The sequence below is a fragment of the Variovorax guangxiensis genome (genome assembly GCF_003952165.1).
GTDB classification, from domain to species: Bacteria; Pseudomonadota; Gammaproteobacteria; order Burkholderiales; family Burkholderiaceae_C; genus Variovorax; species Variovorax guangxiensis.
The window spans coordinates 405,527-423,467 of sequence record NZ_RXFT01000001.1 but is presented as its reverse complement, the minus strand read 5'-3'; the positions used below and the strand labels follow the sequence as shown (position 1 = coordinate 423,467).

23 protein-coding genes and 1 pseudogene are annotated in these 17,941 nt (G+C 68.0%); 11 read left to right on the top strand and 13 right to left on the bottom strand.

Annotated features, from left to right (window positions below):
• Nucleotides 1–49: 49 nt before the first annotated feature.
• Complete coding sequence (locus EJP67_RS02025; protein ID WP_126018886.1) at nt 50–499, bottom strand: CHRD domain-containing protein; 450 nt, start codon at nt 497–499, stop codon at nt 50–52.
• 116 nt (nt 500–615) lie between these two features.
• Between EJP67_RS02025 and EJP67_RS02020 the strand changes: the two are divergent.
• A pseudogene (locus EJP67_RS02020) lies at nt 616–1,162 on the top strand (DUF924 family protein).
• A gap of 22 nt (nt 1,163–1,184) precedes the next feature.
• Here EJP67_RS02020 and EJP67_RS02015 read toward each other — a convergent pair.
• On the bottom strand, nt 1,185–2,108 hold the full coding sequence (locus tag EJP67_RS02015) for a YihY/virulence factor BrkB family protein (RefSeq protein WP_126020367.1): 924 nt from the start codon (nt 2,106–2,108) through the stop codon (nt 1,185–1,187).
• Nucleotides 2,109–2,183: 75 nt separating this feature from the next.
• On the opposite strand from EJP67_RS02015, the gene EJP67_RS02010 reads away from it, so the two are divergent.
• From EJP67_RS02010 to EJP67_RS01995, 4 genes are read left to right on the top strand one after another with little or no spacing between them, the layout of a single operon-like run.
• The gene (locus tag EJP67_RS02010) at nt 2,184–2,753 is read left to right on the top strand and encodes a chromate transporter (protein WP_126018884.1); all 570 of its coding nucleotides are present in this window, start codon (nt 2,184–2,186) and stop codon (nt 2,751–2,753) included.
• Nucleotides 2,750–3,349 carry a chromate transporter gene (locus tag EJP67_RS02005; protein WP_126018881.1) on the top strand — a complete coding sequence of 200 codons (600 nt, stop codon included), beginning with the start codon at nt 2,750–2,752 and terminating at the stop codon, nt 3,347–3,349. Before EJP67_RS02010 ends, EJP67_RS02005 begins: the two co-directional genes overlap by 4 nt.
• 37 nt (nt 3,350–3,386) lie before the next feature.
• Nucleotides 3,387–4,361: an aldo/keto reductase gene (locus EJP67_RS02000; protein WP_126018879.1), complete on the top strand. Its 975-nt coding sequence runs from the start codon at nt 3,387–3,389 to the stop codon at nt 4,359–4,361.
• Nucleotides 4,361–4,837: a DUF3237 domain-containing protein gene (locus tag EJP67_RS01995; RefSeq protein ID WP_126018876.1), complete on the top strand. Its 477-nt coding sequence runs from the start codon at nt 4,361–4,363 to the stop codon at nt 4,835–4,837. The genes EJP67_RS02000 and EJP67_RS01995 overlap by 1 nt, the downstream gene beginning before the upstream one ends.
• Here the strand turns inward: EJP67_RS01995 and EJP67_RS01990 are convergent.
• Nucleotides 4,834–5,355 carry a GNAT family N-acetyltransferase gene (locus EJP67_RS01990; RefSeq protein WP_126018874.1) on the bottom strand — a complete coding sequence of 174 codons (522 nt, stop codon included), beginning with the start codon at nt 5,353–5,355 and terminating at the stop codon, nt 4,834–4,836. The genes EJP67_RS01995 and EJP67_RS01990 overlap by 4 nt on opposite strands.
• Nucleotides 5,356–5,407: 52 nt before the next feature.
• Between EJP67_RS01990 and EJP67_RS01985 the strand changes: the two genes are divergently transcribed.
• The 3 genes from EJP67_RS01985 (at nt 5,408) to EJP67_RS01980 (ending at nt 7,621) form a co-directional block, all read left to right on the top strand.
• Nucleotides 5,408–6,022: a helix-turn-helix domain-containing protein gene (locus EJP67_RS01985; RefSeq protein ID WP_126018871.1), complete on the top strand. Its 615-nt coding sequence runs from the start codon at nt 5,408–5,410 to the stop codon at nt 6,020–6,022.
• A 129-nt stretch (nt 6,023–6,151) separates the two neighbouring features.
• On the top strand, nt 6,152–6,322 hold the full coding sequence (locus EJP67_RS33520) for a hypothetical protein (RefSeq protein WP_019653095.1): 171 nt from the start codon (nt 6,152–6,154) through the stop codon (nt 6,320–6,322).
• A 102-nt stretch (nt 6,323–6,424) separates the two neighbouring features.
• Entirely contained in the window at nt 6,425–7,621 is a 1,197-nt protein-coding gene (locus tag EJP67_RS01980; RefSeq protein WP_126018868.1) for an NAD(P)/FAD-dependent oxidoreductase, read from the top strand.
• Here EJP67_RS01980 and rlmB read toward each other — a convergent pair.
• Genes rlmB through EJP67_RS01960 form a run of 4 tightly spaced genes read right to left on the bottom strand, consistent with a single transcriptional unit; the run spans nt 7,618 to nt 10,676 of the window.
• Nucleotides 7,618–8,364, bottom strand: coding sequence for a 23S rRNA (guanosine(2251)-2'-O)-methyltransferase RlmB (gene rlmB / locus EJP67_RS01975; protein WP_126018865.1), 747 nt, complete (start codon nt 8,362–8,364; stop codon nt 7,618–7,620). The two genes, EJP67_RS01980 and rlmB, sit on opposite strands and share 4 nt — an antisense overlap.
• Nucleotides 8,365–8,409: 45 nt before the next feature.
• Complete coding sequence (locus EJP67_RS01970) at nt 8,410–9,393, bottom strand: hypothetical protein (protein WP_126018863.1); 984 nt, start codon at nt 9,391–9,393, stop codon at nt 8,410–8,412.
• A gap of 19 nt (nt 9,394–9,412) precedes the next feature.
• Nucleotides 9,413–9,913 (bottom strand): ribosomal protein L7/L12, encoded by a 501-nt coding sequence (locus EJP67_RS01965; RefSeq protein ID WP_240650468.1) that lies wholly within the window; start codon nt 9,911–9,913, stop codon nt 9,413–9,415.
• A 52-nt stretch (nt 9,914–9,965) separates the two neighbouring features.
• On the bottom strand, nt 9,966–10,676 hold the full coding sequence (locus EJP67_RS01960) for an ABC transporter ATP-binding protein (RefSeq protein ID WP_026346226.1): 711 nt from the start codon (nt 10,674–10,676) through the stop codon (nt 9,966–9,968).
• A 36-nt stretch (nt 10,677–10,712) separates the two neighbouring features.
• Between EJP67_RS01960 and EJP67_RS01955 the strand changes: the two genes are divergently transcribed.
• A complete protein-coding gene (locus tag EJP67_RS01955) occupies nt 10,713–11,363 on the top strand; it encodes an arylesterase (protein WP_420824250.1) in 651 nt (216 codons plus the stop codon).
• Between the two features lie 66 nt (nt 11,364–11,429).
• Here the strand turns inward: EJP67_RS01955 and EJP67_RS01950 are convergent, their stop codons facing one another.
• Together EJP67_RS01950 and EJP67_RS01945 are read right to left on the bottom strand one after the other, a co-directional pair.
• Nucleotides 11,430–11,633: a hypothetical protein gene (locus EJP67_RS01950; RefSeq protein ID WP_126018857.1), complete on the bottom strand. Its 204-nt coding sequence runs from the start codon at nt 11,631–11,633 to the stop codon at nt 11,430–11,432.
• A 127-nt stretch (nt 11,634–11,760) separates the two neighbouring features.
• Nucleotides 11,761–12,954 carry a PLP-dependent transferase gene (locus tag EJP67_RS01945; protein WP_126018855.1) on the bottom strand — a complete coding sequence of 398 codons (1,194 nt, stop codon included), beginning with the start codon at nt 12,952–12,954 and terminating at the stop codon, nt 11,761–11,763.
• A 109-nt stretch (nt 12,955–13,063) separates the two neighbouring features.
• On the opposite strand from EJP67_RS01945, the gene EJP67_RS01940 reads away from it, so the two are divergent.
• Nucleotides 13,064–13,912: a helix-turn-helix domain-containing protein gene (locus EJP67_RS01940; RefSeq protein ID WP_206169437.1), complete on the top strand. Its 849-nt coding sequence runs from the start codon at nt 13,064–13,066 to the stop codon at nt 13,910–13,912.
• A gap of 107 nt (nt 13,913–14,019) precedes the next feature.
• Nucleotides 14,020–14,469 (top strand): VOC family protein, encoded by a 450-nt coding sequence (locus EJP67_RS01935; protein ID WP_126018853.1) that lies wholly within the window; start codon nt 14,020–14,022, stop codon nt 14,467–14,469.
• Between the two features lie 21 nt (nt 14,470–14,490).
• Here EJP67_RS01935 and EJP67_RS01930 read toward each other — a convergent pair whose 3' ends face one another.
• From EJP67_RS01930 to EJP67_RS01915, 4 genes are all read right to left on the bottom strand, one after another.
• Nucleotides 14,491–15,015 carry a phosphoribosyltransferase gene (locus tag EJP67_RS01930; RefSeq protein WP_126018851.1) on the bottom strand — a complete coding sequence of 175 codons (525 nt, stop codon included), beginning with the start codon at nt 15,013–15,015 and terminating at the stop codon, nt 14,491–14,493.
• 130 nt (nt 15,016–15,145) lie between these two features.
• On the bottom strand, nt 15,146–16,477 hold the full coding sequence (locus EJP67_RS01925; protein WP_126018849.1) for an adenylosuccinate synthase: 1,332 nt from the start codon (nt 16,475–16,477) through the stop codon (nt 15,146–15,148).
• A gap of 23 nt (nt 16,478–16,500) precedes the next feature.
• Nucleotides 16,501–17,661, bottom strand: a complete 1,161-nt coding sequence (locus EJP67_RS01920) for an ATP phosphoribosyltransferase regulatory subunit (protein WP_126018847.1) — start codon at nt 17,659–17,661, stop codon at nt 16,501–16,503.
• Nucleotides 17,662–17,742: 81 nt separating this feature from the next.
• A complete protein-coding gene (locus EJP67_RS01915) occupies nt 17,743–17,931 on the bottom strand; it encodes a DUF2065 domain-containing protein (RefSeq protein ID WP_126018845.1) in 189 nt (62 codons plus the stop codon).
• Between the last annotated feature and the right edge of the window lie 10 nt (nt 17,932–17,941).

Below are 17,941 nucleotides of genomic sequence, written 5' to 3'. Positions count from 1 at the left end.
CACCCCCGAGACACAAACCTGACCAGGGGTTGTTGCCCCTGGAACGATTTCACATCTTCGGCAGCATCTGCCCGCGGATCTCGCCGCCCGGATTCGCGGCCGTATGGATGTTGGCGTACCACTTGCCCGCCGACAGGTCGGCCGCCTGTGCCGGCGTGAGCGTGGCCTGCCCCTCGATCGGGCTGGCCGGGTTGGCGAAAGGCAGCACCACGCCGGCATTGGCACCCGCCGCGGCCGGGCCGTGGAAGTGCGCCATGGTGGCCGGGCCGCTCAGGCCGGAGTAGGTGATCTTGTACTTGAGCACGTTGGTGTCGCGGTTGAGCCAGGCCTCGGCCATGCCGGTGCCGCGCGTCATGTTCGGCGGGACTTCGCTGGCCGCGTTCATCGCACCGCTGAAGCTCGCGACGTTCGACTTCGACATCATTCCGCAGCCGGCCAGCGCGGCGCTGGCAACGCCGGCGACGAGAGCCGCACGCAAAAGAGAGCGATATTGGGTCATGAGCTTGATCTCCTGGTTGTGAAAGCGTCCACAGCATAGGCAGCTCCCTGGGCCCTTTCCTGTCGGCCATCGCCCCGACTTGGCCCGGCGTGCACAACCTGAAAGAGAATGTGTCGATGACTTCTTCAGCCCCTGCAGTCCCTTCAGCCCGCGACGTAGTCGGTTTCTGGAGCGAAGCCGGCCCCGAGCGCTGGTTCGCCAAGAACGATGCCTTCGACGCCGACTTCATCTCCCGCTTCGCCGAAGCCCACCAGGCCGCAGCCCGCGGCGAGCTCGACCACTGGGCGGCCGATGCCCAGGGTGCGCTGGCCCTGCTGGTGCTGCTCGACCAGTTCCCGCGCAACGCCTGGCGCGGCAATCCGCACATGCTGGCCACCGATGGCCGTGGCCAAGGCCGCGATCGAGGCGGGCTTCGATCGCCAGTGCGAGCCCGTGCTGCAACGTTTCTTCTACCTGCCCTTCATGCACTCGGAAGTGCTGGCCGAGCAGGAGCGCTCGGTGGAGCTCAACGCCGCGCTCGACGACAACACCCAGCGCTTCGCCGTGCTGCACCGCGACATCGTCGCGCGCTTCGGCCGCTTTCCGCACCGCAACAGGATGCTGGGGCGCGCCAGCACCCCGGAAGAACAGAAGTTCCTGGACGAAGGCGGCTTCGCAGGCTGAGCCGCCCGCAAGGCAGCGCCGGTCAGTCGTCGTTGTGCGGCAGCGGCGCTTCGCGCGTGGGGGACGGGTTCAGCTCGGGCAGGTCCTTCATGTCCTTCATCGAGCCATAGGTGCGCGCATAGACCCAGGTGAACTCCGCGCCCAGCAGGAAGATCTGCGCCGAGTAGTACACCCACACCAGCACCACCACCAGCGAGCCCGCCGCGCCGTAGCCCGAGGCCACGCTGCTCTTGCCGATGTACAGGCCGATCAGGTGCTTGCCCACGGTGAACAGCAGCGCCGTCACCGCCGCACCCACCCACACGTCGCGCCACTGCACCTTCACGCGCGGCATGATCTTGTAGATCATCGCGAAGATCACCGTCACCATCGCGAAGCTGAAGACGAAGTTGACGACCTGCGCCGTCGTCTCCCAGGCGCCGAACATCGGCGACCACCACTTGCCCAGCGCGGCGAGCGCCGCGCTCGCCACCAGCGACACCATGAGCAGGAAGCCGATGCCCATGATCATGCTGAACGACAGCAGCCGCACGCGCAGCATGTTGAACAGCCCCTTGGTGTTGGTGCGCGCCGGCGCGCGCCAGATGCGGTCGAGCGCGTCCTGCAGTTCGCCGAAGACGGTGGTGGCGCCTACCACCAGCAGCCCGATGCCGACCACCGTGGCCACGATGCCCTCGGTCGGCTTGTTCACGGCCTTGAGCATGCCCTGCACCGCGGCCGCGCCCTGCTCGCCCATCAGGCCCGAGAGCTGCGCGAAGATCTCGCCGCGCGCGGCCTCCTGCCCGAAGACCAGGCCCGCCACAGCGATCACGATCAAGAGCAGCGGCGCGATCGAGAACACCGTGTAGTAGGCCAGCGCCGCGCCCATGCTCGGAGCGTAGTCGTTGGACCACGAATTGAAGGCCCGGCGGCAGAGATCGAAGAGCGCGCGCAGTTGCGTGACCATTTGCGTGACCATGCTGGAATGTCCTCCGTGAAACGCTTGAAGCAGCTGGATGCCCGCCTACGATAATCGCTCGACATGCAACCGTCTCCCCCCGCAGCCCATCCCCAGTCGCCGCGCGACCTTTTTGTTTCGTTCACATGGCTCGCGCTGCAGGGCTTCGGCGGGGTTCTCGCCATCGTCCAGCGCGAGATGGTCGAGAAGAAGAAATGGCTCACGCCCGAGCAGTTCCTCGAGGACTGGGCCGTGGCGCAGGTGATGCCGGGGCCCAACGTGATCAACCTCGCGCTGATGATCGGCGACCGCTACTTCGGCCTGCGCGGCGCGCTGGCGGCGGTGGCGGGCATGCTGACCATTCCGCTGGTGGTGATCCTCGCGCTGGCCGTGCTGTACGCGCACTACGCCGGCAACCCGCAGGTGGCGGCCGCGCTGCGCGGCATGGGGGCCGTGTCGGGCGGGCTCATCGCCGCCACGGGCGTCAAGCTGGTGCCCCAGCTGCGCAAGCACCCGCTGGGCTTCGCGACCTGCCTGGTCATCATGGCGCTGGTGTTCGTGGCCATCGCGGTGCTGAAGGTTCCGCTGGGCTGGGTGCTGCTGGTGGTCGGCGGCGTGGCCTGCATCTGGACCTGGAAGAGGATCGCCCCATGACCATCGCGATGCAATGGCACGACTGGCTGGCCCTCTTCGGGCAGTACATGCTGCTGTCGCTGCTGTCGATCAGCGGCGCCATCACCACGGTGCCCGACATGCACCGCTACCTCGTCACGCAGCACGGCTGGCTCACCGATGCACAGTTCAGCTCCTCGGTGGCCATCGCGCAGGCCGCCCCCGGACCCAACGTGCTGTTCGTGGCGCTGATGGGCTGGAACGCGGGGCTCAACGCGGGCGGCGGAATCGGCGCCGGGCCGCACGCCTGGGTGCTCGGCCTCTTCGGACTGCTGGTCACGATGCTGGGCATCATGCTGCCGAGCACCACCCTCACCTACTTCGCCACCCGCTGGGGCCACCGCAATCGCACGCGCCGCGAGGTTCGCGCCTTCAAGCAGGGCATGGCGCCCGTGGTGGTCGGGCTGCTGATCGCCACCGGCTGGGTGCTGGCGGCAGGAAACCATGCCGGCGATGCGCCCGCGTGGCACCTGTGGCTGCTGACCGGCGCCGCCGCGCTTATCGTCTGGCGCACGCGCGTCCACCTGCTCTGGCTGCTCGGCGCCGGGGCTGTGCTGGGCGCCGTGGGCTTCGTCTGACCGTTCTTCCTTCCCCTTTCAACAGGAACACATCGACATGTCGCAACTTCGCCCGCTCGGCCGCTCCGGCCTCCAGGTTTCTCCGCTCGCCTTCGGCGGCAACGTGTTCGGCTGGACCGTCGACGAGGCGGCCTCGTTCAAGCTGCTCGATGCCTGGCTGGACGCCGGCTTCAACTTCGTCGACACCGCGGACGTGTATTCGGCATGGGTGCCGGGCCATACCGGCGGCGAGTCGGAGACCATCATCGGCAAGTGGCTCAGGCAAAGCGGCAAGCGCAACCGCGTGGTGCTGGCCACCAAGGTCGGCAAGCCGATGGGCGAAGGCAAGGTGGGCCTCGCGCCCAAGTACATCCGCGAAGCCGTCGAGGCCTCGCTCAAGCGCCTGCAGACGGACTACATCGACCTGTATCAGTCGCACGACGACGACGCCAGCACCCCGCTGGAAGAAACGCTCGGCGCCTTCGACAAGCTGATCAAGGAAGGCAAGGTGCGCGCGATCGGCGCGTCGAACTACACGGCACCGCGCCTGGCCGAGGCGCTCGACGTGTCGGAGCGCCTGGGCATCGCCCGCTACGAGAGCCTGCAGCCGCTGTACAACCTGTACGACCGCGCCGTGTTCGAGGACGAGTTGGAGCCACTGTGCATCAAGCGCGAAGTGGGCGTGATCAACTTCTACGCGCTGGCCGCCGGCTTCCTCACCGGCAAGTACCGCACCGAGGCCGATGCGGCCAAGAGCGCGCGCGGTGCCAACACCACGAAGAAGTACCTCAACGAGCGCGGCCTGCGCATCCTCGACGCGCTCGACAAGGTGGCCCAGCAGTACAACGCCAAGCCGGGCCAGGTCGCCATCGCGTGGCAGATCGCGCGCCCGGGCGTGACGGCGCCCATTGCCAGCGCGACCTCCGTCGCGCAGCTCGAGGAACTCGTGGTCGCGACGCAGCTGAAGCTGGACGCAGGCACCATCGAGATGCTCGACCGCGCCAGCGCCGAGATCGCGAAGCCCGCAGCCTGATGAGCGCGTTCGATTCCATCGCCGCCCCCACGCTGGAGCATTTCGCCGACCTGCGCATCGAGGTGGGCGTGCCACAGGTGCTGGGCAACAGCCCGCGCGGATTGCGCCGCGTGGTGCCGATCACCGGCGGCGAAGCCATGGGCCACGGGTGGCGGGCACGCGTGCTGCCGGGCGGCAGCGACTTCCAGCTGATCGTGAGCGACACGCTCTCGGTACTCGACGCGCGCTACGGTCTGGAGACCGATGCGGGCGACCTGGTCTACGTGCACAACAGCGCAATGCGCAGCGCCCCGCCCCAGGTGATGGGCAGGCTGCTGCGCGGCGAGCCGGTCGACCCGTCGCAGGTGTACTTCCGCTGCAGCCCGCGCTTCGAAACTGCCTCGGCTTCGCTGAAATGGATCAACGAGCGCATGTTCACCGGAGCCGGCGTGCGCCATCCGGCCGAGGTGGTGATGCGCTTCTTCGCGTTGAACTAGCCGTCGACGGGGTTCAGCGGCGTCGAGAGGATGCGCTGATAGAAGGCCACGTCGAGCCAGCGCCCGAACTTGAAGCCCGCCTGGCGCACCGTGCCCGAGTGTTCGAAGCCCAGGCTCTGGTGCAGCGCGATGCTGCCCGCGTTGGCCGCGTCGATGGCGCCGACCATCACGTGCACGTCGCGCGCCACCGCCTCGGCGATGACCGCCTCCATCAGCGTGCGGCCCAGTCCCTTGCCGCGGTACGCGCTGTCGACGTAGACCGAGTGCTCCACCGTGTACTTGTAGGCGGGAAAGGCGCGGAAGCTGCCGTAGCTCGCAAAGCCCAGCAGCTTGCCGCTCTCGTCCTCGGCCCCAATCACCGGGAAGCCGTTGGCGCGCTTGGTGGCGAACCACGTGACCATGTTCTCGGGCGTGCGAGGCTTGTAGTCGTACAGCGCGGTGGAGGTGACGATGGCCTCGTTGAGGATGGCCAGGATGGCGGCGGCGTGGGCTTCTTCGGTGCAGGAGATGAGACGCATGGTGCTGGCCTTCGTTGAAATTTCGTTCAATATAGGAGAATAATAATCTCATATGAGAAACGATTCATCTCCTGATCCATCTCCTGAACCATCTCCCGCCGAAGTTTCCGGCCAGAACATCGACCTGCTCATCGCCAACCGCCTGCTGGCGCTGCGCCAGTCGCAGGGCTTGAGCCTCGCGGACCTGGCCGAACGCTCGCGCGTGAGCAAGGCCATGATTTCCAAGGTGGAGCGCGCCCAGAGCAGCCCCACGGCCGTGCTGCTGGGCAAGCTGGCCGCCGGGCTCGGCGTGCCATTGGCGCAGTTGCTGACCGAGGAGAAAGGGCAACCGAAGCGGCTGCGCACGCGCGCCGAGCAGGAGGTGTGGCGCGACCCGCAGGCCGGCTACCTGCGGCGGCAGGTAGCCGAGCGCCAGGCGGGCAGCGGCGTGGAGATGGTCGAGATCGAGTTGCCGCGCTCGGTGCAGGTCGACTACCCACGCTGGAGCGGCAAGCCATACCGGCAATGCCTGTGGATGCTCGAAGGCGAGCTGCGGGTGGACTACGGCGACGAGCGCTTCGAACTCGCGCCGGGCGACTGCCTGGACTTCGGCGTGGACCGGCCGCTGGTCTTCAAGGCGCTGGGGCGCGGCGCCTGCCGCTATCTGCTGGTGGCAAGCCCGGAATAGCCGACGACGCGCGGAATCGGCGTACCCACGCGGTAGGCAGGCTCCCACATGCACATCCGGCGCGCGCCGGTGCTGCGGACGGCCTCGTCCTGAATACTGCAAGGCATCCAGACTTTCGGAGGAACGACGATGTCTTTCGCGCTCTACATGATCGGTTTCCTGATCTTCCTGGCCGGCGTCGCATGGGGCGCCTCCGTGGCCGGCGTGCCCACGCTCTACATCGGGATCGGTGCGGTGATCCTGCTGGGCATCGGCATCTTCAGCGCGGTGGGCCGCACGCGCGGCAAGGACCCGTCCTGAGCGTCCTGAGTTCACGCGGGCTTCACGCCGCCCGCACAGAGGGCCGCTAACTTCGCAGCGCGCCGCGGCAAGCGGTGCGCATTGCTTCAAGTCAGCGGCCCCATGCATACATCACCAAGCCTCTTCGCTCCGCTTCTTCCCTCCGCCGCTTCGACGGCGCCCGCACCGGCCTCTTCCGCCGGCAGCGGCACGGGCAACATCAAGGCCGACCTGCTCGTCGTCGGCGCGAGCTTCGCGGGCCTTGCCTGCGCCAGGGCCGCGGCACTCGCAGGCTTGAGCGTGGTAGTGCTGGAGAAGAAGACCGCCGCGGGCACCAAGCTTCACACCACCGGCATCATCGTCAAGGACGCGGTCGACAGCGTGCCCTGGCTGGCCGATGTGCCGCCCGAGCTGGTGCGGCGCATCGAGGGCGTGCGGCTCTATGCCCCGGACATGCATCACGTCGACCTGCATGCGCCGGGTTACTGGTTCTGGGCCACCGATGCGCCCGCCCTGCTCGACTGGATGGTCGACTCGGCCCGGGCCTGCGGCGTCGACGTGCAACTCGGCACGCTGTTCGAGCAGGCGCTGTGGCTCAATGGCCGCTGGGAAGTGCCGCTGACGCGCGGTCCCTGCATCACGGCCACATATCTTGTCGGCGCCGACGGCCCGCATTCGCGCGTCGCGAAGGCACTGGGCCTGTCGCGCAACACGCGCTTTCTCTATGGCGTGGAGCACGAATACCAGGGCGCGAGGATGGCGCCCGACCTGCTGCACTGCTTCATCGACCGCAAGCTGGCACCCGGCTACATCGGCTGGGCGCTCGAAGGCGTGGGCGTGAGCCAGATCGGGCTTGCGCGCCGCGTGGGGCACGGAGACCCGGGCGCGCTGAAGCTCGATCCGCTGCTTCGCAAGATCGCCCCGGCAGTCACGCCCGGCGATGCGCCGCCGGTCGCGGTGCGCGCGGGAATGATCCCCTGCGGCGGCGTGCTGCCCGTGGTGGCGCGCGAACGTGCGCTGCTGGTGGGCGATGCGGCGGGCATGGTGTCGCCGGTGACCGCAGGCGGCATCCACACCGCCCTGCTGCACGGGCAGCGCGCAGGCGAGGCGGTGGCGCGTTTCATCCGGAGGGAAGCGGGCGATCCGGCCACGTGGTTCGTGCGCGGGTATCCGGGCTTCAGGCTCAAGCGCGCACTGCGCTGGGCCTTCGATCACTTCCAGAACGACTGGATGTTCAACCACCTGCTCGGCACGCCGCAGATGCGGCGGGTGGCGGAACTGATCTATTTCCACCGCAAGGGTGGATCGCCGGGGAGCTAGGCGCTGCGCTGGCGCAGCGCCTCGTACAGGCACACGCCGCTGGCCACCGAGACGTTGAGGCTCTCGACCGCACCCGCCATCGGAATGCTCACGAGCTCGTCGCAGGTCTTGCGCGTGAGCTGCCGCATGCCCTCGCCTTCGGCGCCCAGCACCAGCGCCATCGGGCGCTTGAAGTCGCTCTGGTAGATGGTGCCCGGCGCGTCGTCGCTGGTGCCCACGCACCAGATGCTGCGCTCCTTGAGCTCGTTCAGCGTGCGCGCGAGGTTGGTGACCATGAAGTACGGCACCGTCTCTGCCGCGCCGCTGGCCACCTTGGCGACGGTGGCGTTGATGCCGGCCGCGTGGTCCTTCGGCGCGATGACCGCGTGCGCGCCGGCACCGTCGGCCACGCGCAGGCAGGCGCCGAGGTTGTGCGGATCGGTCACGCCGTCGAGCACCAGCAGCAGAGGCACGGTGCCGGCCTCTTCGAGGCCTTCGAGCAGTTCGTCGAGGGAGCGGACCTGGGCCACGGGCTCGACCCGCGCCACCACGCCCTGGTGGCCGTGGCTGCCGCTGAGCTTGGAAAGCCGCGCGCCGTCGGCCTCGATCAGCCGAACGCCTGTTTCCTGCGCGCGGGCCAGGAACTGTTTCATGCGCGCATCGCGCCGGCTGGCGTCGAACAGCACTTCGAGCACCGACTTGGGCGCGGTCTTGAGGCGCACGCCCACGGCATGGAAGCCGAAGATCACTTTGGGGGAAGACATCCGTGGATTATCCCTGCCCCCTCGGGGCCGGCCCCACCCGCCCGCTCAGGCCAGCGGCAGGCCGCTGAGCGCGCGGGTGCGCTCGTCGTGCAGTTCCTGCACCGCCAGCGCCCTCGGATGCACCTTCGCGGCGTTGCCCACGCTCTCCAGGTACTGGCAGGCGGCGTGCCCCTCGGCGGCCTTCTCGTAGCGCGCGATCCAGGCATCGCGCGCGGGCAGCTTGTCGGGCGACACCGGCCACACGCCCGGCCGGGGCCGCATGTGGTCGCCGATGCCGACGCGCCAGGGCTTGGCGCTCACCCGGGCGCGAAAGCAGTTCTGGTTGCGGCACATGCGCGCGTAGACCTTGTCGACGCCCAGCGCGTGGAAGCAGTCGGCCACCGCCATGTCGGACGGGTTGAACACGTCGTGCATCGCCAGCAGCCGGAAGCCCGCCGGCGTGCGGTAGATGCGCAGGTTCCAGTCGGGATGCTGCTGCATGAAGCGCGCGATGCGCTCGGCGGCCCGCTTCTCGGGTGCCGGGTTGCCGCTGTGCTCGCCGCGCTTCTTGCGCTGGCCGATGACCCAGGCCACGGCGAAGACCACGATGCCCGCAATCAACCCGCCCAGCCAGGTCCTGGCGGCCCAGCCGCCGACCACGCCCGCGATCAGTGCAGGCACCAGCGCGAAGCCGAACACGCTGCCGCGCAGAGGCTCCTCGAAGTCGATGTCGACGAAGAGCACGTCGGGCGTGTTGAGGCAGCGCGCGCCGTAGCCGTTGCGGGTGACGACGGTATCGCCGTGCCGCTCGACGATTTCCTCGCGGATCGGCACGCCCTCGGCACCGTTGTAGGCAAGCTTGCGTTCGCGGCGCTCGAGCTTCTCGCCCTTGTGGGCGATGCGGTCGAAGGCGTCGCGGGTGCGCTGGTCGGCGTGCGCCTGTGCCGCCACGGGGCTCTCGTCGGACCAGCCGTAGCGCCGCACGGTGATCTGCCTGCCGGCCACGCGCTCCTGGATGCGGCCTTCGGCCCAGTACTGGGGAACGATCATCGACTTGTTTTTTCTTGGCTCAAGCCTTCTGTCCGAACAGCAGCCAGACCATGACCGCCGCCAGCAGGATGATGAGCACCGGCAGCCATTTGTAGCCGCCGCCGTACACACGGCCCGGCTCGTCCATGGGACGGCGGGGCATGTGCTGGGTCAGGGGCCCGAAGCCGCCCAGTGTGGGGTCGTCATGGTTGTCGACCAGCCGCTTGGCCGCAGCCAGGCTCAGCCCGGTGGCCTCGCGCGTGAGGCGTATGGCCTCGATCTTGTTGCCCTGCGCAAGCGCCGTGAGCGCGGTGGAGGGCATCGATGCGAAGCCGCGGTCCTGCCTGGCCGCCGTGGGCACGCAGCGCCCGCCCATGGCGCTGCTGTCGTCGTCTCCCGCTTCCTGCCGATCGGCGAAACGATCGACGGCTTCCTTGGCCGACTTGAGGTCCATGCCCGTGCGGGCGCGCACGATCTTGATGGCCTCGATCATCCTGCCGCGCTGCAGCGCCAGGACGGCGTCGGGCGGAAGTTCCTCCATGAACATCTCCTTGAATGTGGCTTGCTATTTATTTAATAGCTTATTGCTCTTGTCAGGCAGGCGCCAGAGCCACTTTTTCATTAAGCGCGACGCGACCGGCCTCGATCGTGATACGTCGTTCGCAACGCGCGGCGATGCCACGGTCATGGGTGACGAGCACGAGCGTGGTGCCCAGCTCGCGGTTGAGGTCGAACATCAGCTGCATGACCTGCTCGCCGGTGGCGAAGTCCAGGCTGCCGGTGGGTTCGTCCGCCAGCAGCAGCGCGGGCTGCACGACGAAGGCACGGGCCAGCGCCACGCGCTGCTGTTCGCCGCCGGAGAGCACCTTCGGGTAGTGGCCCAGGCGCTGGCCCAGGCCGACACGGCCGAGCATTTCTGTGGCAGCCTTGCGGGCGTCCTTGCGGTTGGCCAGCTCCAGCGGGAGCATCACGTTTTCCAGAGCACTCAGGTTGCCCAGCAGCTGGAAACTCTGGAACACGAAGCCCACGCGCTGCGCGCGCACTGCGGCGCGCTCGTCCTCGTCGATGGCGAAGATGTCCTGCCCCGCCAGCTTCACCGTGCCGCGCGTGGGCGTATCCAGCCCGGCGATGATCGACAGCAGCGTGCTCTTGCCGGAGCCCGAGGCGCCGACGATGGCGGCGGTTTCCCGCGCGCCGAGGGTGAAATCGATGTCCTGCAGAATGTCCAGCGTGCCTGCCGAATCGGTGACGGACTTGAACACATGCTCGACGGCGACAATGGCATCAGACGGGGGTTGGGACATGGAAAGGCTCTGGTTTTGAATCGACGTGACTTTATCTTGACCACCACCGCGCTCGGCAGCGCGGGGATATGGACGACGACGGCGCAGGCCCAGGCCTCGTCTTCCACGGCGGCCTCTTCGGGCAAGCCGGTGATCCTGGTGCTGGGCGATTCGCTGAGCGCAGAGTACGGCCTCAAGCGCGGCGAAGGCTGGGTACCCTTGCTCGAGAAAAGGCTTGCGCAGCAGAAGATTTCTGCAACCGTGGTCAACGCCAGCATCAGCGGCGACACCAGTTCCGGCGGCCGTGCCCGCTTCGCGCCGCTGCTCGCGCAGCACAAGCCCAGTCTGGTGGTGCTCGAACTCGGGGCCAACGACGCGCTGCGAGGCCTGCCGCTGTCCGACACCGAAAGCAACCTGATGCAGATCACCAAGGCCGCGCAGGCCGCGGGCGCGAAGGTGCTGATCGTCGGCATCCAGGTGCCGCCCAACTATGGCGCCGACTACACGCGGCGCTTCGAGGCGGTGTTCTCCAAGGTGGCGAGCGCGACCAAGTCGGCGCTCGTGCCATTCCTGCTCAAGGGCGTGGCGGATGCGCCCGACGCGCTCTCGCTGTTCCAGGCCGACCGCATCCACCCGACGGCGGCCGCCCAGCCGCAACTGCTGGACAACGTCTGGGCCGAGTTGCGCAAGCTGTTGCCCAAGCAATGAAAAAGCCGCCGCGGGCAAGTGCCTGCGGCGGCTTTTCTTGATGGATCGGCAAGTCTGGACGGGAATTCAGCCGTTCTTGGTGGGCAGGTCCGGCACCGTGGGCGGATCGCGTTCGAGCGAGGCAACGTCGGTTTCGGGATCTCCGGGCGCCAGCCCGTCACTGCTGGGATTGAGCTTGCGGTTCGCCTTTTCGCGGAGCTTGTCTTCCTTCTTCTTCTTCTTGGCCAGCTCTTTCTGACGCTTTTCGTAGCCGTAGTTGGGTGTTGCCACTGGATCTCCTTGAGGCGAGGCAGTCGGGTTGACTGCCGTGGCCTACTGTAAGCGATAAAGGTGCAGTCTCGAGGAGGTACCCCATGACGCGCTCGAGGCGACAGGAGCGACGGCAGGATGCGATTTCTTACATCCGAGCCAGCGCCTGCTGAAGATCGGCGCGCAGGTCTTCCACGTCTTCGAGGCCGATGGAAAAACGCACGAGCGTGCCCTTGTACGGCCAGCGCGCCACGCTGGCATCGCGCATCAGGCCGATGTCGTAGGGCACCACGAGGCTGATCGGTCCGCCCCACGAATAGCCGAGGCGGAACAACTGCAGGCTGTCGCAGAAGCGGTCGACCTGCTCGGTGCTGTAGCGCTCGTCGAACACCACCGAGAACAGGCCGGCGGCCAGGTTGGTTTCGCCGCACAGCGCGCGCCAGTGGGTATGGCCCGGGGAATCCTCGAGCGCGGGATGCAGCACCTGCGCGATCTCCTCGCAGCCGTTGAGCCAGCCGGCCAGCTCGCGCGCGGCGCGGTCGTGCGCGGCATAGCGCAGCGCGATGCTGGGCAGCGAGCGCAGCAGCGTCTCGACGTCGCCCACGCCGATGCCGAAGCCCATGCGCATGTGCGTGAGCTTGAGCGCGCGGTGCAGGCGCTCGTCGCGCGTGGTCACGCTGCCCATGAGCACGTCGCCGCCGCCGCTGGGGTACTTGGTGAGCGCGTGCACGGAAATGTCGACGCCCTGCCCGCTGCCGTTGAAATCGAAGGGCGCGAAGGCCAGGCCTGCGCCCCAGGTGTTGTCGAGCACGGTCATCACGCCGCGCGCACGGCAGATGCTGGCCAGCGCCGGCAGGTCGGGGAACTCCATGGTCACCGAGCCCGCCGCTTCCAGCCATACCAGCCGGGTGCGCTCCGAGAGCTTGGCCGCGAGGTCGGCCGGGTTCATCGCGTCGTACATGCGGTGCGTGATGCCGAAGTTCGCCAGCTCGCCGGTGGCCAGCGCCTTGTTCGGGCCGTAGGCGTTGTCGGGAATCAGCACTTCGTCGCCGGTCTTCAGGAAGGCGAACGAGACCAGCGAGATGGCCGCCAGACCGCTGGGCACGAGCAGGCACTCGGTACCGCCTTCGAGCGTGGCCAGGCGCTCTTCCAGCGTGAAGGTGGTGGGCGTGCCGTGCAGGCCGTAGGTGTAGCCGGCCTTGGTGCGCCAGTCTCGCGCGCGCATGGCGGCGACGTCGGCGAAGAACACGGTCGATGCCTTGAACACGCCGGGCTGCGGCGCGGCGAAGGTGGCGGGCGGAACGTAGGGGTGGTGGATCAGGTTCGTGGAAGGCTTGCTCATGGGTGCATGCTAGCGCGACCCGCATTCGGGGCCTTGCGCGGAGCTTCCGTCGCACAATGCGCGGACCGGCCCTCCCCTTCATCCCGTTTCATGGAAGAAGCCCGAGACAGTGCAGCTGACACGCCTCGCCCCTCCCCACCTGCGGCCCTTCGTGCGGCTGATGTGGGCCTCGTCGCCCGACGGCACGCCCGTCGAGCAGCCGGGCGCACGCGAGCATGTGCTGCCCACCGGCGGCATGCATCTGGTCTTCAGGCTTTCGGGGCCGTCGTTGCGCCTCTTCCACGACGGCGCCGACGTGCAGGGATTCACGGTGGGCTACGCGATGGTGGGCGGAACCCGCTCAGCCTTCTTCGTGCGCGACGTGTCGGTGACGACGCGCTCGGTCGGCGTCATGCTGCAGCCGGGGGCGGCCCGGGCCCTTCTCGGCGCTCCCGAAGACGCTCTGGCCGAGCGGCATACCCCGCTCGAAGCGCTCTGGGGCGCGGACGCGAACTTCGCGCTCGAACAGCTGCACGGCACCGACTCGCTGCCGCGGCAGCTTGCCATCGTCGTCGCGCTGCTCGAAGCACGCCTTGCCTCGTCCGCGATGCATGGCCTGCACCCCGCGGTGGCGCAGGCATTGGCGCGCATGTCCGGCGCGAGCGCCAACGACGACGACGGACAGACCGGCGCCATCGGCCAGCTCGTGAAGCAAAGCGGCCACAGCCACCGGCGCTTCATCGCTCTCTTTCGCGGCATGACCGGGCTGGCGCCCAAGCAGTACGCGCGCATGCTGCGCTTCGACCATGTGCTCGGGCAATTCGCCATCCAGCCAGCCCGACCCTGGGTCGAGCTGGCGCTGGAGGCCGGCTACAGTGACCAGGCGCATTTCAACCGCGACTTCCTGGCCATTGCCGGCATGTCGCCGCAGGCCTACCGGCGGGCGGCACCGGTTTCTTCACGGCACGTGCGCATCTGAGCCGAGCGCCGGAGCAGGCGCCGCGCAGCAGGTCAAATTTGTTCAAGACGACGCGGAGCGCGAGCACCAGAATCGCGCCCATCACAACCCGAAGGGACAACGACGCCATGGCCATCCACGAACTGTTTCCGTACCTCTGCGTCAACGACGCCAACGCAGCCATCGAGTTCTACTGCAAGGTCTTCGAGGTGAAGGAGATCTTCCGCCTGACCGAGCCCAGCGGCCGCATCGGCCACGCCGAGCTGGACTTCCACAACGGCGCGATCCTCATGATCTCGGAGGAATTCCCCGAGTTCGACATCCTCAGCGCGAAGACGCTGGGAGGCAGCGCAGTCTCGCTGCATCTGCACGTGGACGACGCCGACGCGGTGGTGGCGCGCGCGGTCGCCGCGGGCGCCACGCTGGACATGGCGCCGCAGGACCAGTTCTATGGGGAACGCTCCGGCGTCTTCCATGACCCCTTCGGCCATCGCTGGAACGTGGGGCACAGCATCGAGAAGCTGACGCCGCAGGAGATGCAGCGGCGCTACACCGCCATGTTCACCGACGCCGGGTGATCCGGCGCCGGCATTGCCGGATCAGACCGACCACTTCTCGATCAGCTTCTCGGCGCCGAGCGAGTCGTAGCCCTCGAAGGGCTGGTGGATCCAGGGGTTGGTGGCCAGGTACTCGACCGAGTAGTCGGGCGTGAAGGTCGACAGCGCCTTGGTCCAGATCACGGCGCTGCGCAGCTCGGTGATGGGCTTGTAGTTGTTGCGCAGCATGTCCATCACCGCGTGCAGCGTGTGGCCCGAGTCGGCCAGGTCGTCCACCAGCAGCACCTTGCCGGCGATCTCGCCCTTGGGCGTGGTGATGTAGCGGGCGATGTCGAGATGGCCCTGCACCGTGCCGGCATCGGCGCGGTACGAGCTGGTCGACATGATCGCCAGCGGCTTGTCGAAGATGCGCGAGAGCACGTCGCCCGGGCGCATGCCGCCGCGCGCCAGGCAAAGGATGGTGTCGAACTGCCAGCCCGACTGGTGCACCTTGATCGCGAGCTTCTCGATCAGGTTGTGGTACTCGTCGTAGCTGACGTAGAGATGCTTGCCGTCTTCAGTCAACATAGCGTGGTTTTTCCTTCAATGTCTCTTCTTCTGGGGAGCACCGCGGAACCGGCTTCGCCGGGCCGCTGGTGTTGCCCCTGCAAGGGGGTTGGCGGCCACGCGAAGTGGGCAAGCCTGGGGGTTTGGCAGATCAGTCGGCCAGGTAGGGGTGGCGCATCATGATCGTGTGGTCGCGATCGGGGCTGGTGGACACCATGTGGATCGGCACGCCCGTGACCTGCTCGATGCGCTGCAGGTACAGCCGCGCATTGATCGGCAGCTTGTCGTATTGCGTGACGCCCACGGTGCTTTCGCTCCAGCCTTCCAGCGTTTCGTAGATCGGCGTGCAGCGCTCGATCTCGTCCGCGCCCATGGGCAGGATGTCGGTGGTTTCGCCGTCGAGCTCGTAGCCGGTGCACAGCTCCAGCTTCTCCAAGCCGTCCAGCACGTCGAGCTTGGTGATGCACAGGCCCGACAGGCCGTTGACCTGTGCCGAGCGCTTGAGCAGCGCGGCGTCGAACCAGCCGCAGCGGCGGCTGCGGCCGGTGGTCACGCCCTTCTCGGCGCCCACGGTGCTCATGTGGTAGCCGGGGGTGCCGGGCGTGGCCCAGTCGAGTTCGGTGGGGAACGGACCGCCGCCCACGCGGGTGCAGTAGGCCTTGGTGATGCCCAGGATGTAGTGCAGCATGCCCGGGCCCACGCCCGAACCGGCGGCGGCGTTGCCGGCCACGCAGTTGCTGGAGGTGACGTACGGATAGGTGCCGTGGTCCACGTCCAGCAGCGTGCCCTGCGCACCTTCGAACAGCAGGTTGGCGCCGTCGCGGTTGGCATCGTTCAGCTCGCGCGAAACGTCGGCCATCATGGGCTTGAGCAGCTCGGCGTGCTTCATCGCTTCGTTGAAGACTTCGTCGAAGTCGATGGCGGGCGCGCCCAGCACCTGGGTCAGCACGTGGTTGTGCAACTCGAGCAGCACGCGCAGCTTGGCGGCGAAGCGATCGGGGTGCTTCAGATCCTGCACGCGCAGCGCGCGGCGGGCAATCTTGTCTTCATAGGCCGGGCCGATGCCGCGGCCGGTGGTGCCGATCTTCTCGATGCCGCCCTTTTCGCGGTAGGCCTCGCGCGCGATGTCCAGGGCAGCGTGGAACGGCAGGATCAGCGGGCAGGCCTCGCTGATGCGCAGGCGCGAGCGCACTTCGACACCAGCCTTTTCAAGCCCCTCGATTTCCTCGAACAGCTTTGCGGCCGAAAGCACCACGCCGTTGCCGATGTAGCACTTGACGCCGGGCCGCATGATGCCGCTCGGGATCAGGTGCAACGCGGTCTTCACCCCGTTGATGACCAGCGTGTGGCCCGCGTTGTGGCCGCCCTGGAAGCGGACCACGCCCTGGGCGCTCTCCGTCAGCCAGTCGACCAGCTTGCCCTTGCCCTCGTCGCCCCACTGGGTGCCGACGACGACCACGTTTCTTCCGGTGGTTACGCTCATGCTCGTTCCATTACTTCAAAAAATCAGATCGCTCGGACACTCCACTGGCCGCCCTGCTCGACGAGCTCGCGGTCGCAGTGGAATTCATCGATTTCGCTGCCATGGCCCGGCAGCACGCAGACTACCGTTTCACCGGCCTTGCGCAATTGGGCAATGGCCTGACTCAGGCCGGCCGCGTCGCTCCAGGGCGCGCGGATGGCGGCGCGCAGCGGGCGGGCCGGCAGCACGCCGACCAGTTCGCGCACGTCGAGGCTGAAGCCGACGGCCGGGCGGTTGCGGCCGAACACGGCCCCCACCTCGTCGTAGCGGCCGCCGCGCACCAGCGAATCGGCCGCGCCGGGCACGTAGATGCCGAAGCGCATGCCGCTGTAGTACGCATAGCCGCGCAGGTCGGCCAGGTCGAAGCTGATCTGGCGGCCGGCCACGCCCTGCAGGCCGGCGGCAAGCTGCTTCAGGTCGGCCAGCGCCGCACCGACCGCGGGCGTGCCCTTCAGGGCCTCGGCGGCCTCGTCGAGCACGGCCTCGTCGCCGTAGAGCCGGATCAACGCGCGCAGCCCCTCGCGCGAGGCGGCGGGGAAGTTCCTGGTGAGCGACTCGAGCTCGCTCGCGTCCTTGGCCGCCAGTGCTGCATGCACCTGCGCCAGGGTGGCGCCGTCGACCGGCACGCCGGCGAACAGGGCACGCACGATGCGGGCATCGGCCAGGTCGACGATCACGCCCTCGCGCAAGCCGGCGGCATCGAGGCAGTCGAGCGCCAGCAGCAGGGTTTCGGTGTCGGCCTCGAGGCCGGCGTGGCCGTAGATCTCGGCGCCGAACTGCAGGGGCTCGCGGGTGGCATGCGGGCGGTCAGGCCGGGTGTGGAGCACCGGGCCGCAGTAGCACAGGCGGGCCACGCCGTCGCGGTTCAGCAGGTGGGCATCGATGCGCGCCACCTGGGGGGTGGTGTCCGCGCGAAGGCCCATGCTGCGGCCGGAAAGCTGGTCGACGAGCTTGAAAGTCTGGAGGTCGAGCGCCTCGCCGGTACCGGAGAGCAGCGATTCGAGATGCTCGAGCAGCGGCGGCATCACCAGCTCGTAGCCATAGCCACGGGCGGTATCGAGCAGCTGGCGTCGAAGTTCTTCGATGTGGCGGGCCTCGGAGGGCAGCACATCGGCAATGTGATCCGGAAGGACCCAGGCGGACATGGGGATCGGGGGCGTGGTTAAAACGGGATTCTACCGGCACCGGGCACCCGGTCCGGCACGGGCGTCAATCGGCGGGCCGGATCAGCCCAGGATCCAGAGCAGGACCAGGCCCAGAACGATGCTGCAGAGCCCGAAAAAACGCAGCTGGCCGTCGCGCAGCTGCATGAGCTGCCCGAAGCCGCGCCGCCACCCTCCCGGCGACACGAAAGGCAGGATGCCCTCGATCACCAGGACGAGCGCCAGCGCGCTCCAGAAAGTGTCGGCGCTCACGGCTCCTGAA